A 23,137-nucleotide genomic window follows, 5' to 3' on the forward strand; every position below is an offset into this window, starting at 1 on the left:
AGCAAATTGCCCCCAGCCAAGCGCGCTACAATCGGGCAATGCAAGCAGGGCATGGACAGCAGGGGTGTAGATGGTACAAGGTCGGCCCGCAGGCCAGTGGCCGCAACATGCAAAGGTCTCTATGAGCGAAACTGATACACCGCAGTTGAATGCACGTGCCGCCTATGGCCGCCTCTGGCGGGAGTGGCTGGCGCCCCACTGGCCCAAAATGCTTTTGGCGACGTTTTTCATGCTGATCGTTGCGCTGGCAACAGCGGGCTATGCAAAATTTATGGAATGGGTCATTTCCGCGCTCGAGGTAAAGGATGCCTCGGTGATCTGGTGGGGGCCTGCAGGGATTGTCGCGCTCACGCTGAGCAAGGGCATCGCCCATTACCTGCAACAAGTCGTGCAAAACCGTGTGCTAAGCCGCGTACAGGCGGAAATGCAGAAATTCATGTATGACCGGCTGGTTTACATGGATCTGGCCTATCTGCTGGCCGAGGCGCCGGCGGCACTGGCGGCACGTTTTTCGGCGGACATCGAACTGGTGCGGCAGGCTTCGATCACGGTTTTTGGGTCGGTGCGGGATGTGCTGACCCTGATTGCAGCAATCATCGTCATGCTGTCCATTGACTGGGCTATGGCCATCGGGCTGGTGCTGGTCTTTGCACTGGCTTTCGGACCCATTGGCATCGCCGGTGCACGCATCCGGCGTATTTCGGCAAGCACCCAGAGCGAAATTGCGCATATGACCGAAGCGGTTAACGAAGGGTTGACCGGTATTCGCATGGTGCGGACCTACCAGTTGGAGGAATCGCTGAAGAAAACCTCGAACCATGTGTTCGACAAGCTGGTGGGTTTGCGGATTTCACTGGTAAAATGGCAGGCCCTGATTACGCCAATGATTGAGGTCCTGGCCGGTATTGCTATTGCTGTGCTGTTGTTTCTGGTGGCCTGGCGTATGCAATCGGGTGCGATTGATCTTGCCGGTTTCATCGGGTTGATCACTGCGCTGGGCGTTGCAACAAATCCGGCTCGCAAACTGGGCGGCGCCTATGCGGTAGGTCTGCAGGGCATGGCTGCACTGGAGCGTGTCTACGCTTTGTTTGACACCAAGAATGATATTTCGGACGGAGATTTCACTTATCCGGAAGGCAGCAAGCCCGAAGGCCATATCGAATTCCGGAATGTCGGTTTCACCTATCCTGACGGCTATGCAGCATTGCATGACATCAATCTGGACATCGAGGCAGGTAAGACGTTTGCATTCGTCGGGCGTTCAGGTGCCGGTAAATCAACTATTTTCAATCTGTTGCCGCGCCTTTTCGACGCGAGCGAAGGCCATATCCTGATCGACGGGCATGACCTGACAGAACATCAGATCACATCCCTGCGCAACCAGATTTCAGTCGTCAGTCAGGACAGTGTGCTGTTGTCCGGCACAGTTCTGGAAAACATCGGTTTCGGGCGGGAAGGCGCGACACGGGAGGCCTGTATCCAAGCCGCCAAAGCCGCCGCTGCGGATGAATTCATCAGCGCGTTGCCACAGGGCTATGACACGCGGATCGACCCGTCCAAATCCAGTTTTTCCGGAGGCGAGCGCCAGCGCCTGTCCATTGCGCGTGCCATGTTGCGGGATGCACCGATCCTGCTGCTGGACGAACCGACCTCTGCGCTGGATGCGGAATCCGAGGCTGCGATCCGCAAGGGGCTTGATGCCCTGTCCAAAGGCCGAACCACGCTGGTGATTGCGCATCGTCTGGCCACAATCCTTGATGCGGACCAGATTGTTGTAATGGATCAGGGGCGCATCGTGGATCAGGGTACCCATGAGGAATTGTTGAAACGGGGCGGTATCTACGCCGATCTGTTCAACCTTCAATTCGATATGAAAGCCGAAGGGGGCAAGCGTAAGCGGCCCCGCTCTTTTGCTGCCCGCAAGCGCAAGCGGGGGCTGATGGAAATGGTCAGCCGCTTTGTCGGGATGGGCAACCAGAACAACCCGCTTTAGGTGCGGAGCGGGGGCGCTGCCCCCCTGCGCTGCGCGCAGTCCCCCCGGGATATTTCGGGCCAGAAGAAGGTACGGTCAGCGGCGCGCGTAGCGCTGTGCCAGTTTTTCAGGTGCCATGCCCAGAAAATAGAGCGCAAGGGTGGTCAGGTTGCGCGTGCCCCGTTTCAGCCAGCCTTGTTCGCGGTATTTCACGGCACTTGTCGTTGCCGTAGCATCAAGTGCGGATAACTGGCCGCGTAATTTTCGGGCGAGCGCGACATCTTCCATAAGCGGGATCTCGGGGAAGCCGCCGGTCTTGCTGTAAAGGCTGGCGGGCAGCAGCAAACCCTGATCGCCATAGGGCAGTCCGAACAGGCTTGCGCGCAGATTCGCCCAGGCGGCTACCAGTGTTGCGGCAGGGCCGCTACTGTCAAAGCGCAGTCGGAAGTATGCGGCACCGGTGCGGGATTCCACATGGGAGCGGACTGCGGATGTCCAGTCTTCGCTTAACACCGTGTCACTGTGCAGGAACAAAAGCCACTGGGTTGTGGCGGTACGCGCAGCACCCGCCATCTGGATGCCACGGCCTGGGGCAGAAGGGTGGAAGTCGACACCGGTCTCTTCCGCGATGTGATCAGTCCCGTCCGTGGACCCGCCGTCCGCAAAGATGACCTGATGCACGAGCCCTGCGGCCACCCCGTCAAAGAGGCTCGCCAGTGTCGGGCCCAGTGTATGGGCGGAATTCAGGGTCGGGATGATAACGGTAATCGGTGCAGTCATGGTGTGTCGGAATGGTTCTGGTCACGGTCGGGTTCGCAGGCTACATAAACTGTTAACCGCCAAAGGGCGAATAAAATTGAAGGATGTGATGCCATGAGTGAGGAAACACGCCGCGTATTGCGTATTACCGGGGCCGACCGGTCGCGATTCCTGAATGATCTGGTGACGAATGACTTGAAGGGCCTAGAGAGTGGTCTTGTCTATGCCGCATTGCTGACGCCGCAGGGGAAATACCTGTTTGATTTCTTTCTGGCCGCAGACGGCGAAAGCATCCTGCTGGATGTGGACGCGGGGCGTGCTGACGGGTTGGTGCAGCGGTTGAGCATGTACAAGCTGCGGGCAGATGTAGGGATCGCGGATGCCGGTCTTTTCGTGCATCGCGGGATCGGCGAGCTCCCAGACGGTGCAATGGCGGACCCGCGCCACCCAGCCCTTGGCTGGCGCATGTATTCAGAAACACCACAAGAAGCGGACACCGTGGATTGGGACGCTCTGCGTGTGGCCCATTGCGTACCGGAAACAGATGTTGAACTGATTGCGGATGGGTCATTCATTCTGGAATGCGGTTTTGAGCGGCTTAACGGTGTCGATTTCCGCAAGGGGTGCTATGTGGGGCAGGAAGTGACTGCGCGGATGAAGCACAAAACCGAGCTGCGTAAGGGGCTGGCCACGGTAAATGTGGACGGCTCGGCGCCTGTCGGGACTGACCTGTACATTGATGGCAAGGCGGCTGGCACGCTTTACACCCAAAGCGGCGGACAGGGCATTGCCTATCTGCGGTTTGATCGGGTGAAGGGCGAAATGCAAGCGGGTGACGCGATTGTCACCCTGCCGGAAGCGGGGTAATCCCCGCTTCGCATCTTATTTGTTGTTGCGTACCAGTTTGGCGAAACGGTCGAACACCTGATCGTTGGCGGCGATGATAGAACCATCCGTTACGGGGTTGGCCTCGGGATTGATGCTTTGCACGAAGCCACCGGCCTCTTTCACCAACAGTATGCCTGCGGCTACATCCCATGCGTTCAGGCGGCGTTCCCAGAAGCCGTCGTAACGTCCGGCTGCCACATAAGCGAGGTCAAGCGCAGCTGCACCCCAGCGACGGACACCGGCACATCCGGGAAGGATGCGGGCCAGATCCTGCAATGTATCCGGCAGGTCCGGACGGCCACCGAAGGGCAGGCCGGTGGCGAAAATCATTTCGATCATCTCGCGGCGGCCAGACACACGCAGGCGACGGTCATTGAGCCATGCACCGGCCCCTTTTTCTGCCGCGAACAGTTCTTCGCCCGCAGGATTGAAAATAACCGCAGCGACGATTTCACCCTTATGTTCCAGTGCGATGGAGATCGCCCAGTGCGGCAGGCCGTGCAGGAAGTTGGTGGTGCCGTCCAGCGGATCAACGATCCAGCGGCGGGTCGGATCCTCACCGGCGATTACCTTGCTTTCCTCGGCCATCCAGCCATAGTTCGGGCGGGCCTCGGTCAGCTCTTCCTTTAGGATTTCTTCTGCCTTTAGATCGGCGCGGGACACAAAGTCTCCGGGACCTTTGGCGCTGACTTGAAGATGTTCCACCTCGCCGAAATCGCGCATCAGGGACCGGCCGGCCCGGCGGGCGGCTTTGATCATAATGTTCATATTGGCAGACATTTGCGACATGGGGTGCATCCTTGGTGGTGGAATTTTGCTGTTTAGGCGCTGGTTTCCTTATTGCCAAGGGGATTCGGACGTTTTTCAGGCCACTTGCGTATTATTGGCATCGGCCTGCCTGTCCCGCGTGATCATCACGAAATCCCGCATATAGGCGTTGTCCACCTCGCTGGTGCGGATTGCCGCATAAAGCCTGCGGTTCAACCCGTGCTCTGTTATCGGGCGGGCGACAAAGTCATGTCCGTATTTTTCCTCGGCAATAACCCAGTCAGGCAACACGCTGACACCGCGTCCCGAAGCGACCAGCAACATGATTACCGCAGTCAGTTCCACCTGCCGGATGGAGCGGGGTTCAACCCGCGCCGGTGTCAGCAGTTGGGTAAAGGCATCAAGGCGGGATTTGTCCACCGGATAGGTGATCAGAACCTCTTCGCGGAAATCCTCGGCCTCTATAAACGGCTTGGCAGCCAGCGGGTGTGAGCGCGCACAGACAAAAGTGGGCGCATAGTCAAACAGGGGAATAAACTCAACGCCGTCAATAGTTTCCGGATCTGCTGAAACCACAAGATCGACTTCTTCCCGTTGCAGGGCAGGCAGGGCATCAAACGCCAGACCGGGACGGATATCCACGTCTACGTTGGGCCAGCTTTTGCGGAAATCTTCCAGAACCGGAAACAGCCATTCAAAACAGGCGTGGCATTCAATCGCGATGTGCATCCGCCCCGATTTTCCCGTGATCAGTTCTGCAAAATCCTGTTCCAGCGCGTCAATCTGGGGCAGAACCTTATCCGCGAGTTGCAGCAGCTTGTGCCCGGCCTTGGACAGTTTCAGCGGTTTGGACCGGCGCAGGAACAGCTCCATCCCGACCTGTTCTTCCAGCGCCTTGATTTGATGGGAAAGGGCGGATTGGGTAACGTTCAGCACCTCCGCTGCACGGGCGAGCCCGCCTTGTTGGTGAATGGCGCGGATAGAACGGAGATGGCGAAATTCGAGGTACATGACAGCCTACATGAATGATCCGCGTTATTATTATTAGAAATATGAATTTGCTTCAAGTTGCAAACTCCTATCTTAAGGAGGAACACAAATGAAAGCACCTGTGATGACCAAAGAATTCGATCTCTCCTTTGAATTTTTCCCGCCAAAATCTCTGGCGGCCAGTTTTCGGCTGTGGTCTGCAGTGGAAACCCTGCAAGTTTTCGACCCCGATTTCGTGTCCATTACGTATGGCGCCGGTGGTTCGACACGGGATCTCACCTGCTCTGCGGCGGGCGTGATTGCCCAGAACTACGGTATGCCCGTTGCGGGGCACCTGACCTGTGTGGATGCCACCCGTGAAGAAACCCTGTCCGTGGCCCGCGGCTATGCCGCCAAAGGCGTGCGCCGCGTGGTCGCCCTGCGCGGGGATGCCTCTGATCCCGAAGCAGGTTTCCAGCCTGTAAAAGACGGGTTTTCCGGATCAGTCGAACTGGTGAAGGCGCTTGCCGATCTGGGCGGATTTGACATTGCGGTCGGGGCCTACCCGAACCGCCACCCTGACGCCACCAGCGACACTTCCGATGTGGACCATCTTAAAGCTAAATTCGACGCGGGTGCCGATCGTGCTATCACGCAGTTCTTTTTCGAGGTTGAAGATTTCCTGCGCTTCCGTGACCGTTGCGTGGCAGCAGGCATTACCAAGCCGATCATTCCGGGGGTTCTGCCGATTGAAAACTGGGCGAAAACCAAAAAGTTTGCGGCGCCTTGCGCGATCCCGATCCCTTACTGGATGGAGGAAGGCTTCCGCCATGCAGCCGCAGCAGACACAGAACGCCTGTTCGCAACCGCCATCTGCACCGAGGCTTGCGATACCTTGCTGCGGGAGGGTGTGGACGGATTGCACTTCTACACGTTGAATGACCCGACCCTGACAGCAGATGTCTGCCGCGCCATCGGAAGAACGCCACGTCATTTGGAACTGCAAGCCTCTGCCTGAGCGGTTGAACGCTTGAAGCACTGGTTCTCAAGGCTCTACGGTTTGATCACAATCAACCGGAGAGCCTTTTGCCATGCGCGATTTGAAATATGCGAAAACCCCTGACGATCTGCCCGGACCGGAGCAACTGGAATGGACGGGGCTGGAATACCTGCAAAAGACACTGGCGGGCGAGGTCGCAGCACCGCCAATCGCCGGATTGATGAATTTCCGGCTGGAAGCTGTCGAATTCGGGCGTGCTGTGTTTCGTGGTATTCCGCAATACGCCGCGTTTAATCCCGGTGGCACGACCCACGGCGGCTGGTACGGCGCAATCCTAGACAGTGCTATGGCCTGTGCGATCATGTCCAAAACGGGGAAGGGCGAGCTTTACACCACGTTGGAATATAAGGTGAATATCATCCGCCCCGTGCCCGAAGGCATGGAGGTTGAAGCGGTCAGCGTGGCGAGCCACGTCGGCCGGGCCACAGGGGTGGCTGATGCGGAATTGCGCGGCGTGGAAAATGGAAAACTTTATGCAACAGGCTCAACCACCTGTCTGCGGGTGGGCAGCTAATCAGGCGGCGTGAGCGCCGAGTTCTTGCAAACTCTCTGACAGGATTTCCTGCAATTCCGGCGCGATCTTGGGGCTGCACACATAGGGCAGCCCTTTGCGCGCCTGCGTCCAGCCGATCACATGAACCTGTTTCGCGGCAGGTTCGCAGCTTTGCAACATGGCCCAACTGCGGCAGTCTATTGCGGCAATATCGGCCTTGCCCTCCGCCACCATCTGCACGGAATGGCGGTGGCTGCCGGAGTGTTCGCCGTGGCTGTAAAACGCCTTGCGCTGGCCGGTGGCAGCGGTCATGTCCGCAGTGATCGACAAATAGCCCGATAGGGAGGCGCGATCGTTGAATGCCAGTCGTTTGCCTCCAAGCGCTTCAACCGGCAGTGCTGCCTTGCGATCCTCGGGCGGAGAGGCGTCTGTGCCTTGTCCGGTCGCTATCACAGCAGAACGGTAAAATGGCCCCTGTCCACCGGTGCAATCGGAATAATCCGGCTGGGCAAGGATATGCAGATCCGGCGCAACCCCACAGGAGATCGGTCCCCAGCAGGTCTGGGACAGTAGCAGGCGGGGATGGGCCAGCAATTCATCCGCGTCGTGATCCGTGCCGGGACGGTAGAAATCCACCAACAGATCCGCACCCCGTTTGTGAAGCCCCGCCAGCAGGTTCTGCCAGAGCGCATCCGTTTCCGCCCTGAATTCAGGCAGATCGTACATTGGTAGGGCTGCGCGGTATCGGGTCACTCTGCCTCCTTGCTCCGGTGCCAGGCGGGATGGACGACGGGTTCTTTGGCTATCAGAGCATAGGTTCGGAATAATTTCCAGTAATTTGGAAAGACATACCCGTGGTTCAGTTGGTTCCAGCGCGCCTTGTCCTGCGCATAAAGTGCAGGCAACTGATACCATGGTGCCGTCGGGTGTTTGTGGTGTACAAGATGCAGGTTGTTGTTCAGAAACAAAAAACTGAACGGAGATCTCTCTACGATGATGGTGCGCCCTTCGGGCGTTTCATGCCATTGGTGCTCTGCAAAGGTGCGCAGGGAAATAAGCGCCGCACCGCCCCAGCAGGCTGTCACAAGATACAGCCACAACGGAATCTGAAAAACGAAGTGTAGGCAGAACAGGACGGGGATCAGTCCGAGCCCGTGTAAAACCCACGCTTTTGCCACGCCATTTTCTTTTTCCCGCAGCGCCTTGAGATCACCTGCGATCAGGGCAAAGGCAGACATAGGCGGCCCGAAGATCAATCGCCCGAGTAATGTGTTGGACCAGCCCAAGACGCGCTGCACCCATCGGGGCAAACCTGCGTAGTATCCTTGTGCGCGATAGTAGCTTTCGGGATCATCGAACGGATCGGTCAACCGCTCGTCCGCGTGATGGCGCAGGTGCATGGTGCGATACCGGCGGTAGGGCCAGATCAGTCCGGGGTTCACTGTCACCAGCAGTTCGTTCACAATGCGGCTTCGGGTCGGGTGGCCGTGCAGTGCCTCATGCACCACAGACGAATGCAGTGCATTAAGAATTGCGAGCAAAAACAGCGCAGTAGCCGGGTAAAGCGGGTAGACTGTTGCGCCGATAAACAGCCATAGACCGTAGGTGAGCAGGATCAGGCAAAGCGTTTGCCATTCTATTCGGGCGTTATGTCGGGAAGATTTGGTGGGCATCTGAAACCTCTTGTTTTTGCCCCATTTAAATCGGAGCCGAGGAAGCGGGCAACGCGAGAATGGTAACAAAGAAAGAGTTTTGTTGTATTTTGTAAACAAACCTGTTGAATGTAATCATGGACCGCAGGGAAACATCAGACATATTCCGCGCACGGCTTGGCGAACTCCAGCGCCAGAGCGGATTGCGCCAGTCTGCCTTTGCAGCAGAGCTCGGGATCGACCGGTCGGCGCTGTCGCAACTGCTCGGCGGGGCAGGGGCGCGGTTGCCCCGTGCGGACACGCTGGTCGCGCTGGCGCGCACTCATCAGGTTTCGGTGGACTGGCTTCTGGGGCTGTCCGAAGATCGCGGGGTCACATCTGAAACCCGTGACATGCTCGAGATCGCTGGCGGCGCCGATAGTCTCGACCGATCCCCTTTGGTGAAGTGGCACGAGGAGGCGCGGGGCACCAAAATCCGCTATGTTCCGGCGGGGCTGCCGGACTTGCTGCGTGATGGTCCGATTGCACAATACGAACATCGCGCCACTGTGGTGCAGGAAGCCACGCAAGAGCTGCAGGACGGTTATCGCCGCGACTATGCCCGCTTGCCGGAAACTGACATGGAAGTCGCCATGCCGTTGCAAACCCTTCAAAGTTTTGCAGCAGGTCACGGCATCTGGTCGGGGTTGGCGCGAGACCAACGGCAAGGCCAGCTTGACCATATGGAACAATTACTGCGGGAACTTTATCCGGGTTTCCGTTTGTACCTGTTTGACGGTAGTGCGCGATTTTCCATGCCCTACACCATCTTCGGCTATCAGCGCGTGGCGATCTACGCCGGAGAAATCTACCTGCTGCTGAACGCCACCCACACCATCACCACGATGGTCGGGCATTTCGACAATCTCGTCCGCGCAGCCGAAGTTCACGCCCATGAAGTAGCTGATTTCGTATCCAATCTTGCGCGGTGATAGGTGTAAACATTCCTTTGGTGATCCACGGTTGCCTAAACGCCGCCCGCTCGAATTCGCCCGCCAACTGGTTTGGTCTGGAAACAGTCAGGCGACTGCACTAAAGGCAAGGAATACCCCGATTCAAATTAATCTCGTTTCCGATTGGTAAATGTATGTTAATGCACACTTGTACCCTCGGGGGGAACGTAGAGTGCGTATCGTTAACTCGGGTTGTTCAATCCCCTTACAGTCAGCTTGCTGGCCGTCATCCAGTTACTCGGCGGCTTGGAGCCAGTTCTGCGGTTCGGGGTTCTGTCCGTTAAAATCGCTTTTGCCCAGCTGGTACTCTGTCAGATGCGGACTGGCGCCCTGTTCCGCCGGTTGCTGAGAGCGCAGGATGCGGTGATTGTCCAGCAACACGCCTTCCCCCGGTTGCAAGGTGATCTCAACTGCAAAATCCGGGCGTGCTGCCAGATCAAGGAATTGCCGGTAAGCGGTGTAAAAAGGAAGGAGTCTCGGGAACGGAACGTCCACCACCGGAGCGATGTGGCGACTGTCATAGCGGATGGAACGGAGCTGCCCGTCCGGTGCGATCCGCAACAGCGGGCCCGATGCACCGTGTGTTTGCTCTTGCTCTCCGCGATAGCGCAGCGGATATTTGGTTAACAGATTGAACCCTGAAAGGGATTTGTCCCGCTGCATTTCGGCCAGACGGAATCCATCCACAAGCCGGAGGGTTGCCGGTTTTGTCGCGGTTTCAGGCAGGTGAACCACACTGTAGCGCGGCGGGCTGGCGAGATAGGGTTGCGCGGTATAAGGCACAGTTCCAGGCGCGGCCGAAGGCAGATCATCGGTTGAGCCGTTCCAGCCGTCTTGCACAAAAGCTACGCCCAAATGCTTCAGGCGGATTGCTCTTTCCCTGTCGGACAGTTGCGCATGGCGATGCAAATCGGTGGATGATTTATCCCATGTGAAAACCTCTTCCGGCAGGTGGAATCCGGTTCCCTGATCGGCATCGTAAGCATAACGCTTTAACCAGAGAACAGAATAGGTTGCGGAATGACCGTCCGGTGCAAAGTCAATTCTTACTTCTCCGTCCAGCGCTCTGGCTGACTGGATGCGCACATCAACCGGAACATCGCAAAGGCTTTGCTGGCTCGCAGAGTCCGGAATATGGTCACGAAGCCACACTGCGTGAAAACGATGCTGCGCCCCATCCGGAAAGCGGAGCGTCAGGTGATCCCCTGTTGCCGATACTGTTACAATGCCGTCCATCTCCGGCCTCCTCTTGAAACTGAGACTTTCACAAATCCTGCCTCGTTCGATCTGTGGCGACTTCGGCCGCCTTGCGATCAAAACTGCCCCCCTTGTAGCGCAGTTACATCGCAGGAGTGTGACAGACAGGCTGCATTTCAATGGCAAATTGCAGAGTCCTACCGTACTCGCGCCCCTGTCGGGGTTGACCGGCACGTCCGCTTTACGCTCTATGTCGGAAAAACGGACAGGACAGACAAGATGATCAATTTGACGCTGGAAAACGGCAAAACAATCATGGTCGGTGTGACCAGCCTGCAGGCGGCAATCACAGGCGCGACGGGTACCGGAGCACTGATCGTTCTGGGTGGAGGGATTACTTACGATGTACGTGAAAGCCCTGCGGAAATCGCTGCGCTGCTGGACGAGTACAAGGCAAAGAACAAGTAATCGCTCCCCTGTCGAGCCGGTTGAAAACGGGAAAGCGCCGCAGGATTGCAAGGGTTTCGAGGTGCCGGAGGGTCCGATGCCTCCGGCGGGGATATTTCGCCAAAAAGAGCAGTCAGGAGCGTGGCAGGGTGTTTTCGGGATCGTAAAGGCAGGCGGAAACGATAGTTGCGCCGACCGGTTTGCCAATCACCTCCACTTCCAGCGCGCCGGTAAGATCCGGTTTAATAAACGCCATCGCGATGTTCTTGCCGGTCCGGTGCCCCCAATCCGCTGAGGTCACGGTACCGACGACCTTGCCACCCTGCATCACACTATCGCCGGGTTGCGCAGGGGCATCGGTGCAATCCAGCGTCAGGGTAACGAATTTCCGGCGCGGGCCGGTTGCTGTACGTGCCTCTACCGCAGCTTTTCCGATGAAGTCTTCTTTCTTCAGATTTACGAAGCGTTCCAGTGCAGATTCAATCGGGTCGAACTCGGTGATCAGGTCGGCTTTCCAGTGGCGATACCCTTTCTCCATCCGCATACTGTCCACCGCTCGGGCGCCAAACAGGGTAAGCCCGTGTTGTTCACCCGCTTTGCGCAGCGCAAGATAGGCGGCGTAAAGCTGGGCGTTCGGAACGTGAATTTCATAGGCCAGTTCGCCGGAAAAGCTGACAGACATCACCACTGCGGGGGCAAAACCGATAAAAGCGCTGCGCACTGACAGCCATGGGAAGGCTTCGGCTGACCAGTCGCCGCGGGACACATCGCCAAGCACATCCCGTGCTTTGGGACCTGCAAGAACGAGTATAGTGTGCTCGTTGGTCAGGCTGCGGATCTGAACATCTTCTCCCTCGGCAATGTTCTGGGTCAGCCAGTCCATATCGTGATATTCGGAGGCGGCGGCAGAGCCGTACCAAACCCGTTCGTCCGGCAGGTTTGCAATGGTTGCCTCGCCCTTCACATTGCCTTGATGGTCAAGCAGATAGCCGAGCCCGACGCGCCCAGCCTTCGCAGTGATCCTGCCGCAGAACATCCGGTCCAGAAACGCCCGCAAATCATTGCCCGAAAGCTCGAACCGGTTGAATCCGTTGACTTCCGTCAGGCCAACGCTGGTTTGTACGGCTTTGACTTCGGCGGCGACTACATCAAAAGTTTCATTGAAATGATAGCCGTGGGTCTCTTTGAAATCCGGTGTTGGCTTTACATAGTCCATCCGCTCCCATCCGTTCACCACTGTAAACTCCGCGCCTTCGCTGGCGAGGATCGGGGTCAGCGGCGTAGTCTTTGCAGGACGGCCGGCGGGGCGGTGTTCATGGGGGAAATGGAAGCGGAACTCGTTCTGGTAATCCTCAATTGCTTTCAATGCAGTCAGTTCCACATTTGCATGGCCGGTAAAGCGGCGCGGGTCGATGCACCATGTGTCATAGCAGGCCGCACCATGCACGATCTGCTGGGCGAGCAGCCAGCCGTGGCCGCCGCCCTCGCCAATACCGGCCCGCAGGCCGATAATGCAAAATGCGTTGCGCTTGTCCGGGATCGGCCCCACTAGCGGCGCACCGTCGATCGTATAGGTGATCGGCCCGTTCACGACCGTGTGGATTCCGGTTTCCATCAGCGCTGGCATCCGAGCAAATGCGCCTTCCAGCACATCTGTCACGCGGTCCAGATCATCCGGACACAGCGCATTGACGAATTTCGGGTCGATCCCCTCCATACCCCATGTCTTGCAGTCCTGTTCGTAAAAGCCGACCAGCAGCCCGTTCTTTTCCTGACGGCAGTAGTAATCGCTGATCGGACAGCGCAGCAGCGGCATCCTGTGGCCGGCCTCTTTGATCGCGGGGATTTCCTCGGTCAGGAAATACTGGTGCTCCATCGAGGTCACGGGATGCTGCACCCCCATCATGGACGCCACTTCGTTCACGCGATACCCGCAGGCGTTCACCACGATTTCGCAATCGATATCGCCTTTCTCGGTGTGCACGGTCCAACTGTGATCCTTGTGCTGGGTCAACCCTGTCACCGGCGTGTTGCGATAGACCTCGGCACCGGCCTTGCGCGCCCGTCGCGCCAGCGCCTGACAGAGTTGTGCCGGATCAATGTCCCCGTCCATCGGATCCCACAGCCCGCCGAGCAGGTTGTCAGTGGAAATCAGCGGATGACGGCGGGCGCACTCTTCTGCGTCGATGATCTCGAAGTCCACGCCCATGCCTTTGGCAACACTCCGGAAATGGGCGTAGCCGTCCATCTGCGCCTGAGTATTGGCAAGGCGGATACCACCATCCCCGTGATGGTAGTTGATTGGATAATCCGGATCATTGGCCAATTCCTGATACAGCGCGATGGAGTGGCTTTTCAGCCCGATCATGGTCTGGTTCATGCCAAAGTTCGTCACTTGCGCCGCCGAATGCCATGTGGTGCCGGATGTCAGTTCATCCCGCTCTACCAGAACGACATCGCTCCAGCCTTCTTGGGTCAGGTGATAAAGAGTCGAACAACCGGCAATGCCGCCGCCGATTACAACAACGCGGGTGGTGGATTTCATGGGAACCTCTTCCGTCTCAACTTTTTTGTAGATAGGCCAAAGCGTGTCGTCTGCGTCAACGTCCACTGACAGTTTTCGATTTTCCGATGGATGCGGTTTTTGTTTGTGAAACTTTGCGCAGAATGGGAAAAGGGGGCAAATCGCGAAAGGCAGCTGTCATGAACCACCTCACCATTGTCGACCACCCCCTTGTTCAACACAAACTTTCGGTGATGCGCCGCGCGTCTACGCCTTCCAACCAGTTCCGGCAATTGTTGCGTGAAATCAGCCACTTGCTGGCCTATGAGGTAACACGTGACCTGCCTATGACATCCGAGCGTATCGAGACGCCGGTTTGTGCGATGGACGCGCCGATGCTGGACGGCAAGAAGCTAGCTCTGGTTTCGATTCTGCGCGCGGGCAACGGTCTGCTGGACGGGGTTCTGGAACTGATCCCTTCGGCCCGCGTCGGCTTTGTCGGGCTTTACCGCGATGAAGAAACACTGGAGCCGGTTCAGTACTATTTTAAAGTACCAGAAGGTATGGACGAGCGTATGGTTATCGCCGTGGACCCGATGCTCGCCACTGGCAATTCCTCTGCGGCAGCGATTGACCTGTTGAAAGAATCCGGCGCGAAAAACATCAAATTTCTCTGCCTTCTGGCGGCACCTGAAGGTGTTGCCCGGATGAAAGAAGCCCACCCCGACGTGCAAATTGTGACTGCTTCGCTGGACGAGCGGCTGGACGAGAAGGGCTACATCGTTCCGGGCCTCGGCGACGCCGGAGACCGGATGTTCGGCACAAAGTAAAAGGCCGGGGGGAATACCCCCCCCCCCTCAATGTTCCCGAAATACTCCTGCCGGAGGCACCTTCCATAAAAAAAGCCCCGCAATAGTGTGCGGGGCTTTTTCTTTAGTGTTCGCAGAACTTAGGCGAGAGAGGAGTCGATCCCCTGACAGGCTTCTACCAGACCTTTGACCGCGTCGACGGATTTGTCGAACATGGCTTTTTCTTCCTTGTTCATGTCGATTTCGATGACTTTTTCAATGCCACCGGCGCCGATTACGGTCGGGACGCCAACATACATACCGTCGAGCCCGTAAGCACCTTCGACGTTTGCTGCACATGGCAGGACGCGCTTCTGGTCTTTCAGATAGGCTTCGGCCATTTCGATAGCCGATGCCGCAGGTGCGTAGAAGGCAGAACCGGTTTTCAGCAGGCCAACGATTTCCGCACCGCCGTCACGGGTGCGCTGTACGATCGCATCCAGTTTGTCCTGTGTTGTCCAACCCATTTTCACCATGTCCGGCAATGGAATACCCGCAACGGTGGAATAGCGTGTCAGCGGCACCATCGTGTCGCCGTGGCCGCCCAGTACGAAGGCAGTTACGTCTTTAACGGACACTTTGAACTCGTCAGCAAGGAAGTGACGGAAACGGGCGCTGTCCAGAATGCCTGCCATACCGCAGACTTTTTCTTTCGGCAGGCCAGAGAATTCGCGAAGCGCCCAAACCATGGCGTCCAGCGGGTTGGTGATGCAGATCACAAAGGCGTTCGGTGCATGTTTCGCGATGCCTTCGCCAACGGATTTCATGACTTTCAGGTTGATGCCCAGCAGATCGTCACGGCTCATGCCGGGTTTGCGGGCAACACCGGCTGTTACGATGCACACATCTGCGCCAGCGATATCTGCATAGTCGTTTGCGCCGCTCATGGCCGCGTCGTAGCCGTCAACCGGTGCGGCTTCAGCGATATCGAGCGCCTTACCTTGTGGAATACCTTCGGCAATGTCGAAAAGGACAACGTCGCCCAGCTCTTTAAGGGCTGCCAGGTGGGCCAATGTGCCGCCGATCTGGCCTGCGCCGATCAATGCAATCTTTGCTCTCGCCATGTTTCAAACTCCCGTGTGATGTGAAACTCGACCGTGTGCTACCGCCAATGGGGGGGCAGAGCAAGGCACATTTGGGCTGCTTCGACGGGGTTATCCTTAACGTAGATGGGTAAGGTGTTGATCTACAAGGGACATTCTGTAAATGCAGGGCTAGGGTGCTTGCGGCTGTTGGGGGAGTGTCCTGCATGCCGTTGTATACATTTGATTCGAAATTAGGCAATTCCAGCCGGCAGAGCCGTCCGGCGCCGGCCGGAGTGGCTCTGCGTCATGCACCTGTCAGGCTTTTTCGCCATCAGGGGCAGCGTCACTTATTGCTTCATAGGATTCGCCGGCTGCGACCAGACAGGTCATGCCGTTTGGCAGGGTGATTATGATCGTCCAGCTGCCGCTTCGCTCACTGGCAAAGACCTCTACGATGCCGCTGTTGGAAGCCAGCCCGACCGAGCGGCGCGTTTCACCATATTTGGTTTCAAGCCGTTCCACCACCTGCGGGCGTTGTGCGCAACTGGCCGGTTGGGAATGAGCTGCGCTATGGGCCAGAATGACACCGAGGAACCCCAGCGACAGTGCGAAAAGGATCTTTTGCATATGTGTTCTCCGTTCTTTCAACGGGGTGGCGAAACCGGCCTTGTTCTTGTTGATCCACGCCGACGACCCGAAAATGGTCAGATGTGATCACAGGGCTGCTTCCGGTCCGTTATCCGGCGGCCAACCGGCCAGCCCGTACCCCTGTGAAGATGTGCAAACAGTCTGCCAGCCAAAGAGAGAATTAATGGTTAACGTGCCGGTCTTTCGATAATGCTAAAGGTGGGCGCGAAAGAATGCTGCGTAACAATGGCGCATTCGGGTATTATTATTGCGCAAGCCGTTGCGCCAGACGGTCAACTGTGCTTGATCCTGATGCGGAAAACGACGCAACATCTGACCGGAGCTGCCCAAATGGATCCATTAAACCGCCCGTACCGTTCTGTTCTTTATATTCCGGGCTCCAAAACCCGTGCCCTTGAGAAAGCCCAGACCCTGCCAACAGACGGCATTATCTTTGATCTCGAAGATGCAGTCGCGCCAGAAGCCAAGGCCGAAGCGCGGGGCCATGTGGCGGACGCCCTGCGGGATCTGGATTACGGTAACCGCGCCTTGTTGGTGCGTATCAACGGGTTTGAAACCGAATGGGCGATGGATGATCTGGATGCGGTCCTGCCTGCCGGTCCCGAAGCGATCCTGCTGCCCAAAGTCTACAGCGCGGCTGACATCGAGAAACTGGCGAAAATTCTGGACGGGGCAGAGAACTGCGCCCACACAAAGATCTGGGCGATGATGGAAACACCCCTGTCCATGCTGAACGCGCGCGAAATTGCCGCCGCGCCGCGTATGGCGGGAATGGTGCTTGGGTCCAACGATCTGATAAAGGATCTGGGCGCGCAGACCGATCCGGCGCGCACGGCGCTTGCGGCATCTATCGGTCTGTGTTTGCTGGCCGCGCGGGCCTACGGGCTGATCTGTATAGATGGAGTCTATAACGCCTTCCGCGATGTTGAAGGCTTGCAGGTCGAGCTCGACCACGGTCGCTTGATGGGGTTTGACGGAAAATCGCTCCTGCACCCGGACCAGCTTGCCCCTACAAACACGGCCTACCGTCCCTCCGAAGCAGAGATCGAACTGGCGAAACGCCAGATGGCGGCCTTCAAGGAAGCGGAAGAAAGCGGAAAAGGCATTGCGGTGCTGGACGGCAAGATAGTAGAGAATCTGCATATCGTAACCGCACGCGCGCTGTTGGCCAAAGCGGATGCCATCGCAGCCAGTGAAACCTGAGGGACACCCGCAATGACGCTTCTTTACCTTGGCATCGCCATCTGGATTCTGGTTCATTTTTTCAAGCGGATCGCACCGGAGGCACGTTCGGGGATGGACCGCGCCATGGGGCAGGGGCCTGCGAAAGGGGTAATTGCTGTTCTGCTGGTTATTTCCATTGCGTTGATGGTAATCGGCTATCGCGCCGAACCCTATGATCCGGTTTATGCACCGATTGCAGGTATGGGCCATCTGAATAATCTGCTGATGATTGCGGCCGTGATGCTACTGGGGGCCGGATCTTCCAAAGGAAAAATGCGCAGCTGGTTCAGGCATCCGATGCTGCTGGGCGTGATCGTCTGGTCCTTTGCCCACCTTCTGGTGAATGGCGATTACGCCTCTGTAGTGCTGTTCGGGTCTATGGCGCTTTGGGCTGTGGCCGAAATCATACTCATCAACCGCGCTGAACCGACCTGGTCCCGGCCTGAACCCGGACCGATCAAGGGCGACATCCGCCTGTTTGTCATCTCGCTCGTGCTTTATGCCATCATTGCCGGCATTCACATTGCACTGGGCCACAATCCGTTTCTGGGAACTTACGCATGATTGTTTACCGTCTGATCACCGAGGATGACACCTCGCAATTCTGCCACCGCGTGACCGAGGCCCTGTCCAAAGGCTGGTCGCTACATGGCTCTCCCTCCTATGCGTTTGACGGCGCAAATGGCGTGATGCGCTGTGCGCAGGCCGTCACAAAAGAAAGCGATCAGGAATACTCGCCGGACATGAAACTGGGGCAGGCGTAAGATGGTGAAGACAAACGCAGGCCGCTTTTTTGAAGATTACACTGTCGGGGAAACCATCCGGCACGCTGTGCCCCGCACGATTTCTGGGGGGGAACGCGCACTGTATCACGCGCTCTATCCGGCCCGCCATGCGCTTTATTCTTCGGATGAATTTGCCCGCGCCAGCGGTCTGCCCGCTGCGCCGCTGGACGATCTGGCAGCCTTCCACGTTGTTTTTGGCAAAACCGTGCCGGATGTGTCCCTGAATGCGCTGGCCAATCTTGGCTATGCAGAGGGGCATTTCCTGAAGCCGGTCTATGCTGGCGACACACTGCGCACAACATCCGAGGTGATCGGGCTCAAGCAGAATTCCAACGGCAAAAGCGGTGTTGTCTGGGTCCATTCCAAAGGCTTTAACCAGCGCGACGAGGTTGTAATCGACTACAAACGTTGGGTGATGGTGCGCAAACGGGATCTGGATGCCGCAGCGCCCGAAACCGTCCTGCCTGAACTGAGCAGTGTCATTGATGCGGACGATCTGACCATTCCGGAGGGGCTGGATTTCAGCGCTTACGATTATGCCCTTGCGGGGGAACCCCACCGCGCTGCGGATTATAAGGTGGGCGAGAAGATCAACCATGTGGATGGCGTCACGATCGAGGAAGCCGAACATATGATCGCAACGCGCCTGTGGCAAAACACGGCCAAGGTGCATTTCGATACATCGGCCCGACCGGATGGTACGCGGCTGATCTATGGCGGTCACGTGATTTCCATGGCCCGCGCCCTTTCGTTCAACGGTCTGGCCAATGCGCAGATGATCGCCGGGATCAACGCAGGCGCCCATGCCAACCCCTGTCTGTCAGGGGATACAATCCGTGCATGGTCCGAGGTGCTGGATAAATCCGAAACCTCTGCAAAAGGGGCCAGCGCAATCCGCCTGCGGTTGGTTGCTACCAAAGGCGACAGCGCGGATATGGAACTTCGCGACACAGATGGAAAGTACCGTCCCGACGTGCTGCTTGATCTGGATTATTGGGCGCTGATGCCATCCTGAAGACCCGCACCGGCTCTGCACGGGGTACGGTCGGGATTTGGATATTTTCCCCAAAAAGAGCCCTGCCGGTCGTAACAGAGTCGGCAGGGTTCCATTTTCTTCAAATATCCTCGCCGAAGGCGCATGCGCGACCGTGCGGCACAGGGAGTCGGGTTTGTGATCACGAAAATATTGCTGTGATCACAAAAACGCGAAAACCGTGGCAAAAGGTCAAAAAACCGCACGGCACAAGCGCAAATAATTGCGCGCTTCCCTATGACTCTGCAGAATTCTTTGCTAACAAAGCCCCAGCAAGCTGATCAAGAGGTGCCTCATGGCAGACGTGAACCGTGGCAATCGCCCGCTATCCCCACATCTATCCATCTATCGTCTAAGCATTACCATGTTCGTGTCCATTGCGAACCGGATTACAGGGGCAGGCATGGTGCTGGCCGCTATTCTGGTTGTGTGGTGGCTGATGGCCGCGGCCTCGGGCCCCGAATATTACGAGATGGCTAACGGGTTCCTGACCTCTTGGTTGGGGCTGTTGATTCTCGTGGGGTCTCTCTGGGCACTTTGGTTCCACTTCCTTGGCGGGTTGCGCCATCTGGTGATGGATTTCGGCATCGGATACGAGCTGAAAACCGTCAATTCCACCGGATGGGGCGTTGTGATTGGCAGCTTTGTGCTGACCGTCATCAGCCTGTTCTGTTTCATCTAAGGGGCGCACGATATGTCATACAAAACTGATCTTGGCCGTGTTATCGGTCTCGGGGCCGCCAATGAGGGCGTGCACGAATGGTTTTCCGGCCGCGTTCTGTCTGTTGCTCTTGTACCGCTGACGCTTCTGTTTCTTTGGGTTGTCGGTCCGCTGATCGGCGAGGACCACAGTGCCGTGGTTGCGGCTTTCCAAAACCCGTTCAAGGCGATCGTCGTGATCCTGTTCCTGCTGGTGGTGTTCAAACACCTTGCTGACGGGCTGAAGGAAATCCTGCTCGACTATGTCCACGGTAAGGCGACACTTACAATCTCTTTGGTTGCAACCCGCCTGATCTGTTACTTCTTTGGGGCCGCTGGTGCCTTTGCTGTTGCCAAAATCGCCTTTGCCGGCTGATCGGAGACCGAATTTATGTCCGCTTATGAATATGTAGACCACACTTATGATGTCGTAGTTGTCGGCGCTGGCGGCGCAGGCCTGCGTGCCACGCTTGGCATGGCTGAACAGGGTTTGAAGACAGCCTGTGTTACCAAAGTATTTCCGACCCGTTCCCACACGGTTGCAGCGCAGGGCGGCATTGCAGCCTCCTTGTCCAACATGGGGCCGGACAACTGGCAGTGGCATCTTTATGATACTGTTAAGGGCTCTGACTGGCTGGGTGATACGGATGCGATGGAATACCTCGCCCGTGAAGCCCCCAAGGCGGTGTACGAACTGGACCACTACGGTGTGCCGTTTTCCCGTACCGAAGAGGGTAAAATCTATCAGCGCCCCTTCGGCGGCCACACTACCGAATTTGGCGAAGGCCCGCCGGTGCAACGCACCTGTGCTGCGGCTGACCGCACCGGCCACGCCATCCTTCATACGCTTTACGGCCAGTCGCTGAAGAACAATGCGGAATTCTTTATCGAATATTTCGCGCTGGATCTGATCATGGCTGAAGACGGTTCCTGTCAGGGGCTGCTGGCCTGGAAACTGGACGACGGGACCATCCACCGTTTCAACGCCAAGATGGTTGTTCTGGCCACGGGCGGTTACGGTCGGGCTTATTTCAGCGCCACCTCTGCGCACACCTGCACAGGTGACGGCGGTGGTATGGTGGCCCGTCAGGGGCTGCCATTGCAGGATATGGAATTTGTTCAGTTCCACCCGACCGGCATCTACGGCTCGGGCTGTCTGATCACCGAAGGCGCACGGGGGGAGGGCGGTTATCTGACCAACTCTGAAGGCGAACGTTTTATGGAGCGCTATGCGCCCACCTATAAAGACCTTGCCAGCCGCGATGTTGTGTCCCGCTGTATGACTATGGAAATCCGCGAAGGGCGCGGGATCGGCAAGGACGGGGATCACATCCACCTGCACCTGAACCACCTGCCACCCGAAGCCCTGGCCGAGCGTCTGCCCGGTATTTCGGAAAGCGCACGTATCTTTGCGGGTGTTGATCTGACGAAAGAACCGATTCCGGTGCTGCCGACCGTACACTACAACATGGGCGGTATCCCGACCAACTATTGGGGCGAAGTGCTCGACCCGACCAGCCGCAACCACGACAAGATTTTCCCCGGCCTGATGGCTGTGGGTGAGGCGGGTTGTGCGTCTGTTCACGGGGCGAACCGTCTTGGTTCTAACAGCCTGATCGACCTTGTGGTCTTTGGCCGTGCTGCCGCTATCAAAGCGGGTGAGATCGTTGATCCGAAAGAAAGCAACCGCCCGCTAAACATGGCTTCGGTTGAAAAGGCAATGGATCGTTTTGATGCCATGCGCAATGCAAACGGGTCGATCCCGACAGCGGATTTGCGTCTTGAGATGCAAAAGACCATGCAGGCGGATGCGGCGGTGTTCAGAACCGACAAAACACTGGCCGAAGGTGTGGACAAGATGAAAGCGGTTGCGGCCAAGATGGATGACATCAAAGTCACCGACCGTTCGCTGATCTGGAACTCCGACCTGATGGAGACGCTGGAACTGGACAACCTGATGCCAAACGCTCTGGCAACGATTGTCGGCGCCGAAGCCCGCAAGGAAAGCCGTGGCGCGCATGCCCATGAGGACTATCCGGATCGTGACGACAAGAACTGGCGCAAGCATACGCTGGCGCGGGTGTCTGGTAATGAAGTGAAACTGACCTATCGTAATGTGCACGTCGATCCGCTGACCTCTGAAAAGGACGGTGGTATCGATCTCAAGAAAATCGCGCCTAAAGCGCGGGTATACTAGGAGTATATGGTGGGCAAAGGGTATCCAGTATTGCGCAGTTTGGGGATCGGGTTTTGCCTGAGCCTCGGACTTGCCAGCATGGCGGAGTCCCGCCAGCGGATACCTCTGAGCGCCGCGATTGCACAATGTGACACGCAATCCTTGCGCTACAGCCGCCAGCTTGCGGATGGCGGGGCGAATACCCCGTCCCGTGAAAAGCTGAACCGCCACTACCGGACCTGCGTTTACGCAAAGTCCGGCCAATATCCGCCGCAGCCCAAAGTGGCACCGGGTTTGCGGATTTCGGGATCGGCAACGCTGGGTATCGTGGTGCGGGACTGACAGGATGCTTGATCGTATGGGAAACGGGATGAAAAAGTCACTGACCGCCGGTCTGCTTTGTGTGGTCCTTGGCGCAGGGCAGGGGGCAATAGCCCGTCAGGCGCAAATGACGCTGGAGCAAGCTGTCGAAGTTTGTACCGAACGGGCTGTGAAGTTCGGACGGAAACCCTGGGGATTGTTTGGAGACGAACCGCCGCCCTATCGTGTACAAAGTGACTACCGTGCCTGTGTCTGGGCTTATGCCAAGCAATATCCGGACGCGCCGGTGGAATACCGCGATCCTGCTCCCACAGTTTTAAGGAACCTGATAAAATGATGCGATTCTTTGGGGCGGTAGCCCTCGTTCCTCTGGGGATGGCTTGTACTCCGGTAACACAGGACCAGACACCGGACGCTTCTAAAGCCGAGAAACAGGCGCAGGTTCAGGCCTATTGCACCGAACAAGCAAAAAACTATGCCAGACGGCCGCTGGTGATTGCAGATGAGACCGGGCGAATCCAGATCGGGTTGCAGGCAGTGCTTCCGGATCAGGATGCTGTGAACCAATACTATAAAGACTGTTACCGCGCCCAGTTCCGCAACCGCCCTGCCAAGAGCGCGCCTGTGCCGGATGACATTCCCAGCCTGCCGGCCTATGGCTAGTAGACCTGACCTGAA

At 57.3% G+C, this 23,137-nt stretch carries 26 protein-coding genes; 17 read left to right on the forward strand and 9 right to left on the reverse strand.

Annotated elements, in window-relative coordinates:
- Nucleotides 1–121: 121 nt before the first annotated feature.
- Nucleotides 122–1,993 (forward strand): ABC transporter ATP-binding protein, encoded by a 1,872-nt coding sequence (locus C0U40_RS05595; protein ID WP_101654701.1) that lies wholly within the window; start codon nucleotides 122–124, stop codon nucleotides 1,991–1,993.
- Between the two features lie 75 nt (nucleotides 1,994–2,068).
- Here C0U40_RS05595 and C0U40_RS05600 read toward each other — a convergent pair whose 3' ends face one another.
- Nucleotides 2,069–2,752, reverse strand: coding sequence for a TIGR04283 family arsenosugar biosynthesis glycosyltransferase (locus C0U40_RS05600; RefSeq protein WP_101654702.1), 684 nt, complete (start codon nucleotides 2,750–2,752; stop codon nucleotides 2,069–2,071).
- Between the two features lie 93 nt (nucleotides 2,753–2,845).
- On the opposite strand from C0U40_RS05600, the gene ygfZ reads away from it, so the two are divergent.
- Nucleotides 2,846–3,598 (forward strand): CAF17-like 4Fe-4S cluster assembly/insertion protein YgfZ, encoded by a 753-nt coding sequence (gene ygfZ, locus C0U40_RS05605; protein WP_101654703.1) that lies wholly within the window; start codon nucleotides 2,846–2,848, stop codon nucleotides 3,596–3,598.
- A gap of 15 nt (nucleotides 3,599–3,613) precedes the next feature.
- Here the strand turns inward: ygfZ and C0U40_RS05610 are convergent, their stop codons facing one another.
- The gene (locus tag C0U40_RS05610; RefSeq protein WP_286134792.1) at nucleotides 3,614–4,408 is read right to left on the reverse strand and encodes an inositol monophosphatase family protein; all 795 of its coding nucleotides are present in this window, start codon (nucleotides 4,406–4,408) and stop codon (nucleotides 3,614–3,616) included.
- A gap of 75 nt (nucleotides 4,409–4,483) precedes the next feature.
- A complete protein-coding gene (locus C0U40_RS05615; RefSeq protein WP_101654704.1) occupies nucleotides 4,484–5,398 on the reverse strand; it encodes a LysR family transcriptional regulator in 915 nt (304 codons plus the stop codon).
- An 88-nt stretch (nucleotides 5,399–5,486) separates the two neighbouring features.
- Here C0U40_RS05615 and metF point away from each other — a divergent pair, with 88 nt between their 5' ends.
- Nucleotides 5,487–6,374, forward strand: coding sequence for a methylenetetrahydrofolate reductase [NAD(P)H] (metF, locus tag C0U40_RS05620; protein WP_286134793.1), 888 nt, complete (start codon nucleotides 5,487–5,489; stop codon nucleotides 6,372–6,374).
- Between the two features lie 73 nt (nucleotides 6,375–6,447).
- Nucleotides 6,448–6,930: a PaaI family thioesterase gene (locus tag C0U40_RS05625; RefSeq protein WP_286134794.1), complete on the forward strand. Its 483-nt coding sequence runs from the start codon at nucleotides 6,448–6,450 to the stop codon at nucleotides 6,928–6,930.
- Here C0U40_RS05625 and C0U40_RS05630 read toward each other — a convergent pair whose 3' ends face one another.
- Nucleotides 6,931–7,662, reverse strand: a complete 732-nt coding sequence (locus tag C0U40_RS05630) for a phosphate/phosphite/phosphonate ABC transporter substrate-binding protein (protein WP_219619768.1) — start codon at nucleotides 7,660–7,662, stop codon at nucleotides 6,931–6,933.
- A complete protein-coding gene (locus tag C0U40_RS05635) occupies nucleotides 7,659–8,582 on the reverse strand; it encodes a fatty acid desaturase (protein WP_101654706.1) in 924 nt (307 codons plus the stop codon). The genes C0U40_RS05630 and C0U40_RS05635 overlap by 4 nt, the downstream gene beginning before the upstream one ends.
- 116 nt (nucleotides 8,583–8,698) lie before the next feature.
- On the opposite strand from C0U40_RS05635, the gene C0U40_RS05640 reads away from it, so the two are divergent.
- Nucleotides 8,699–9,532, forward strand: coding sequence for a helix-turn-helix domain-containing protein (locus tag C0U40_RS05640; protein ID WP_101654845.1), 834 nt, complete (start codon nucleotides 8,699–8,701; stop codon nucleotides 9,530–9,532).
- Nucleotides 9,533–9,787: 255 nt separating this feature from the next.
- On the opposite strand, the gene C0U40_RS05645 is transcribed toward C0U40_RS05640, so the two are convergent.
- The gene (locus C0U40_RS05645; protein WP_101654707.1) at nucleotides 9,788–10,789 is read right to left on the reverse strand and encodes a TauD/TfdA family dioxygenase; all 1,002 of its coding nucleotides are present in this window, start codon (nucleotides 10,787–10,789) and stop codon (nucleotides 9,788–9,790) included.
- 240 nt (nucleotides 10,790–11,029) lie between these two features.
- Here C0U40_RS05645 and C0U40_RS05650 point away from each other — a divergent pair, with 240 nt between their 5' ends.
- Nucleotides 11,030–11,218, forward strand: coding sequence for a hypothetical protein (locus C0U40_RS05650; protein ID WP_101654708.1), 189 nt, complete (start codon nucleotides 11,030–11,032; stop codon nucleotides 11,216–11,218).
- 112 nt (nucleotides 11,219–11,330) lie between these two features.
- On the opposite strand, the gene C0U40_RS05655 is transcribed toward C0U40_RS05650, so the two are convergent.
- The gene (locus C0U40_RS05655) at nucleotides 11,331–13,742 is read right to left on the reverse strand and encodes a GcvT family protein (protein WP_101654846.1); all 2,412 of its coding nucleotides are present in this window, start codon (nucleotides 13,740–13,742) and stop codon (nucleotides 11,331–11,333) included.
- A gap of 158 nt (nucleotides 13,743–13,900) precedes the next feature.
- Between C0U40_RS05655 and upp the strand changes: the two genes are divergently transcribed.
- On the forward strand, nucleotides 13,901–14,530 hold the full coding sequence (gene upp, locus C0U40_RS05660) for a uracil phosphoribosyltransferase (RefSeq protein ID WP_286134795.1): 630 nt from the start codon (nucleotides 13,901–13,903) through the stop codon (nucleotides 14,528–14,530).
- 119 nt (nucleotides 14,531–14,649) lie between these two features.
- On the opposite strand, the gene mdh is transcribed toward upp, so the two are convergent.
- Together mdh and C0U40_RS05670 are read right to left on the reverse strand one after the other, a co-directional pair.
- On the reverse strand, nucleotides 14,650–15,612 hold the full coding sequence (gene mdh, locus C0U40_RS05665; protein WP_101654709.1) for a malate dehydrogenase: 963 nt from the start codon (nucleotides 15,610–15,612) through the stop codon (nucleotides 14,650–14,652).
- 276 nt (nucleotides 15,613–15,888) lie between these two features.
- Complete coding sequence (locus tag C0U40_RS05670; protein WP_101654710.1) at nucleotides 15,889–16,200, reverse strand: hypothetical protein; 312 nt, start codon at nucleotides 16,198–16,200, stop codon at nucleotides 15,889–15,891.
- Between the two features lie 351 nt (nucleotides 16,201–16,551).
- On the opposite strand from C0U40_RS05670, the gene C0U40_RS05675 reads away from it, so the two are divergent.
- The 10 genes from C0U40_RS05675 (at nucleotide 16,552) to C0U40_RS05720 (ending at nucleotide 23,122) form a co-directional block, all read left to right on the forward strand.
- Nucleotides 16,552–17,424, forward strand: a complete 873-nt coding sequence (locus tag C0U40_RS05675) for an HpcH/HpaI aldolase/citrate lyase family protein (protein WP_101654848.1) — start codon at nucleotides 16,552–16,554, stop codon at nucleotides 17,422–17,424.
- A gap of 12 nt (nucleotides 17,425–17,436) precedes the next feature.
- A complete protein-coding gene (locus C0U40_RS05680; protein ID WP_101654711.1) occupies nucleotides 17,437–18,009 on the forward strand; it encodes an NnrU family protein in 573 nt (190 codons plus the stop codon).
- Nucleotides 18,006–18,209, forward strand: a complete 204-nt coding sequence (locus C0U40_RS05685; RefSeq protein ID WP_101654712.1) for a DUF1737 domain-containing protein — start codon at nucleotides 18,006–18,008, stop codon at nucleotides 18,207–18,209. The genes C0U40_RS05680 and C0U40_RS05685 overlap by 4 nt, the downstream gene beginning before the upstream one ends.
- 1 nt (nucleotide 18,210) lies before the next feature.
- The gene (locus C0U40_RS05690) at nucleotides 18,211–19,245 is read left to right on the forward strand and encodes a MaoC family dehydratase (protein ID WP_101654713.1); all 1,035 of its coding nucleotides are present in this window, start codon (nucleotides 18,211–18,213) and stop codon (nucleotides 19,243–19,245) included.
- Between the two features lie 313 nt (nucleotides 19,246–19,558).
- The gene (sdhC, locus tag C0U40_RS05695; protein ID WP_101654714.1) at nucleotides 19,559–19,945 is read left to right on the forward strand and encodes a succinate dehydrogenase, cytochrome b556 subunit; all 387 of its coding nucleotides are present in this window, start codon (nucleotides 19,559–19,561) and stop codon (nucleotides 19,943–19,945) included.
- 12 nt (nucleotides 19,946–19,957) lie between these two features.
- Nucleotides 19,958–20,338, forward strand: a complete 381-nt coding sequence (gene sdhD / locus C0U40_RS05700) for a succinate dehydrogenase, hydrophobic membrane anchor protein (RefSeq protein WP_101654715.1) — start codon at nucleotides 19,958–19,960, stop codon at nucleotides 20,336–20,338.
- Between the two features lie 15 nt (nucleotides 20,339–20,353).
- On the forward strand, nucleotides 20,354–22,159 hold the full coding sequence (gene sdhA / locus C0U40_RS05705) for a succinate dehydrogenase flavoprotein subunit (protein WP_101654716.1): 1,806 nt from the start codon (nucleotides 20,354–20,356) through the stop codon (nucleotides 22,157–22,159).
- A 6-nt stretch (nucleotides 22,160–22,165) separates the two neighbouring features.
- The gene (locus C0U40_RS05710; RefSeq protein ID WP_145991889.1) at nucleotides 22,166–22,480 is read left to right on the forward strand and encodes a hypothetical protein; all 315 of its coding nucleotides are present in this window, start codon (nucleotides 22,166–22,168) and stop codon (nucleotides 22,478–22,480) included.
- A gap of 28 nt (nucleotides 22,481–22,508) precedes the next feature.
- On the forward strand, nucleotides 22,509–22,796 hold the full coding sequence (locus C0U40_RS05715) for a hypothetical protein (protein ID WP_145991890.1): 288 nt from the start codon (nucleotides 22,509–22,511) through the stop codon (nucleotides 22,794–22,796).
- Nucleotides 22,793–23,122: a hypothetical protein gene (locus tag C0U40_RS05720; RefSeq protein WP_101654719.1), complete on the forward strand. Its 330-nt coding sequence runs from the start codon at nucleotides 22,793–22,795 to the stop codon at nucleotides 23,120–23,122. Before C0U40_RS05715 ends, C0U40_RS05720 begins: the two co-directional genes overlap by 4 nt.
- Nucleotides 23,123–23,137 lie beyond the last annotated feature (15 nt).

Source organism: Neptunicoccus cionae (assembly GCF_002860325.1).
In the GTDB taxonomy this organism is placed as follows: Bacteria; Pseudomonadota; Alphaproteobacteria; order Rhodobacterales; family Rhodobacteraceae; genus Amylibacter; species Amylibacter lutimaris.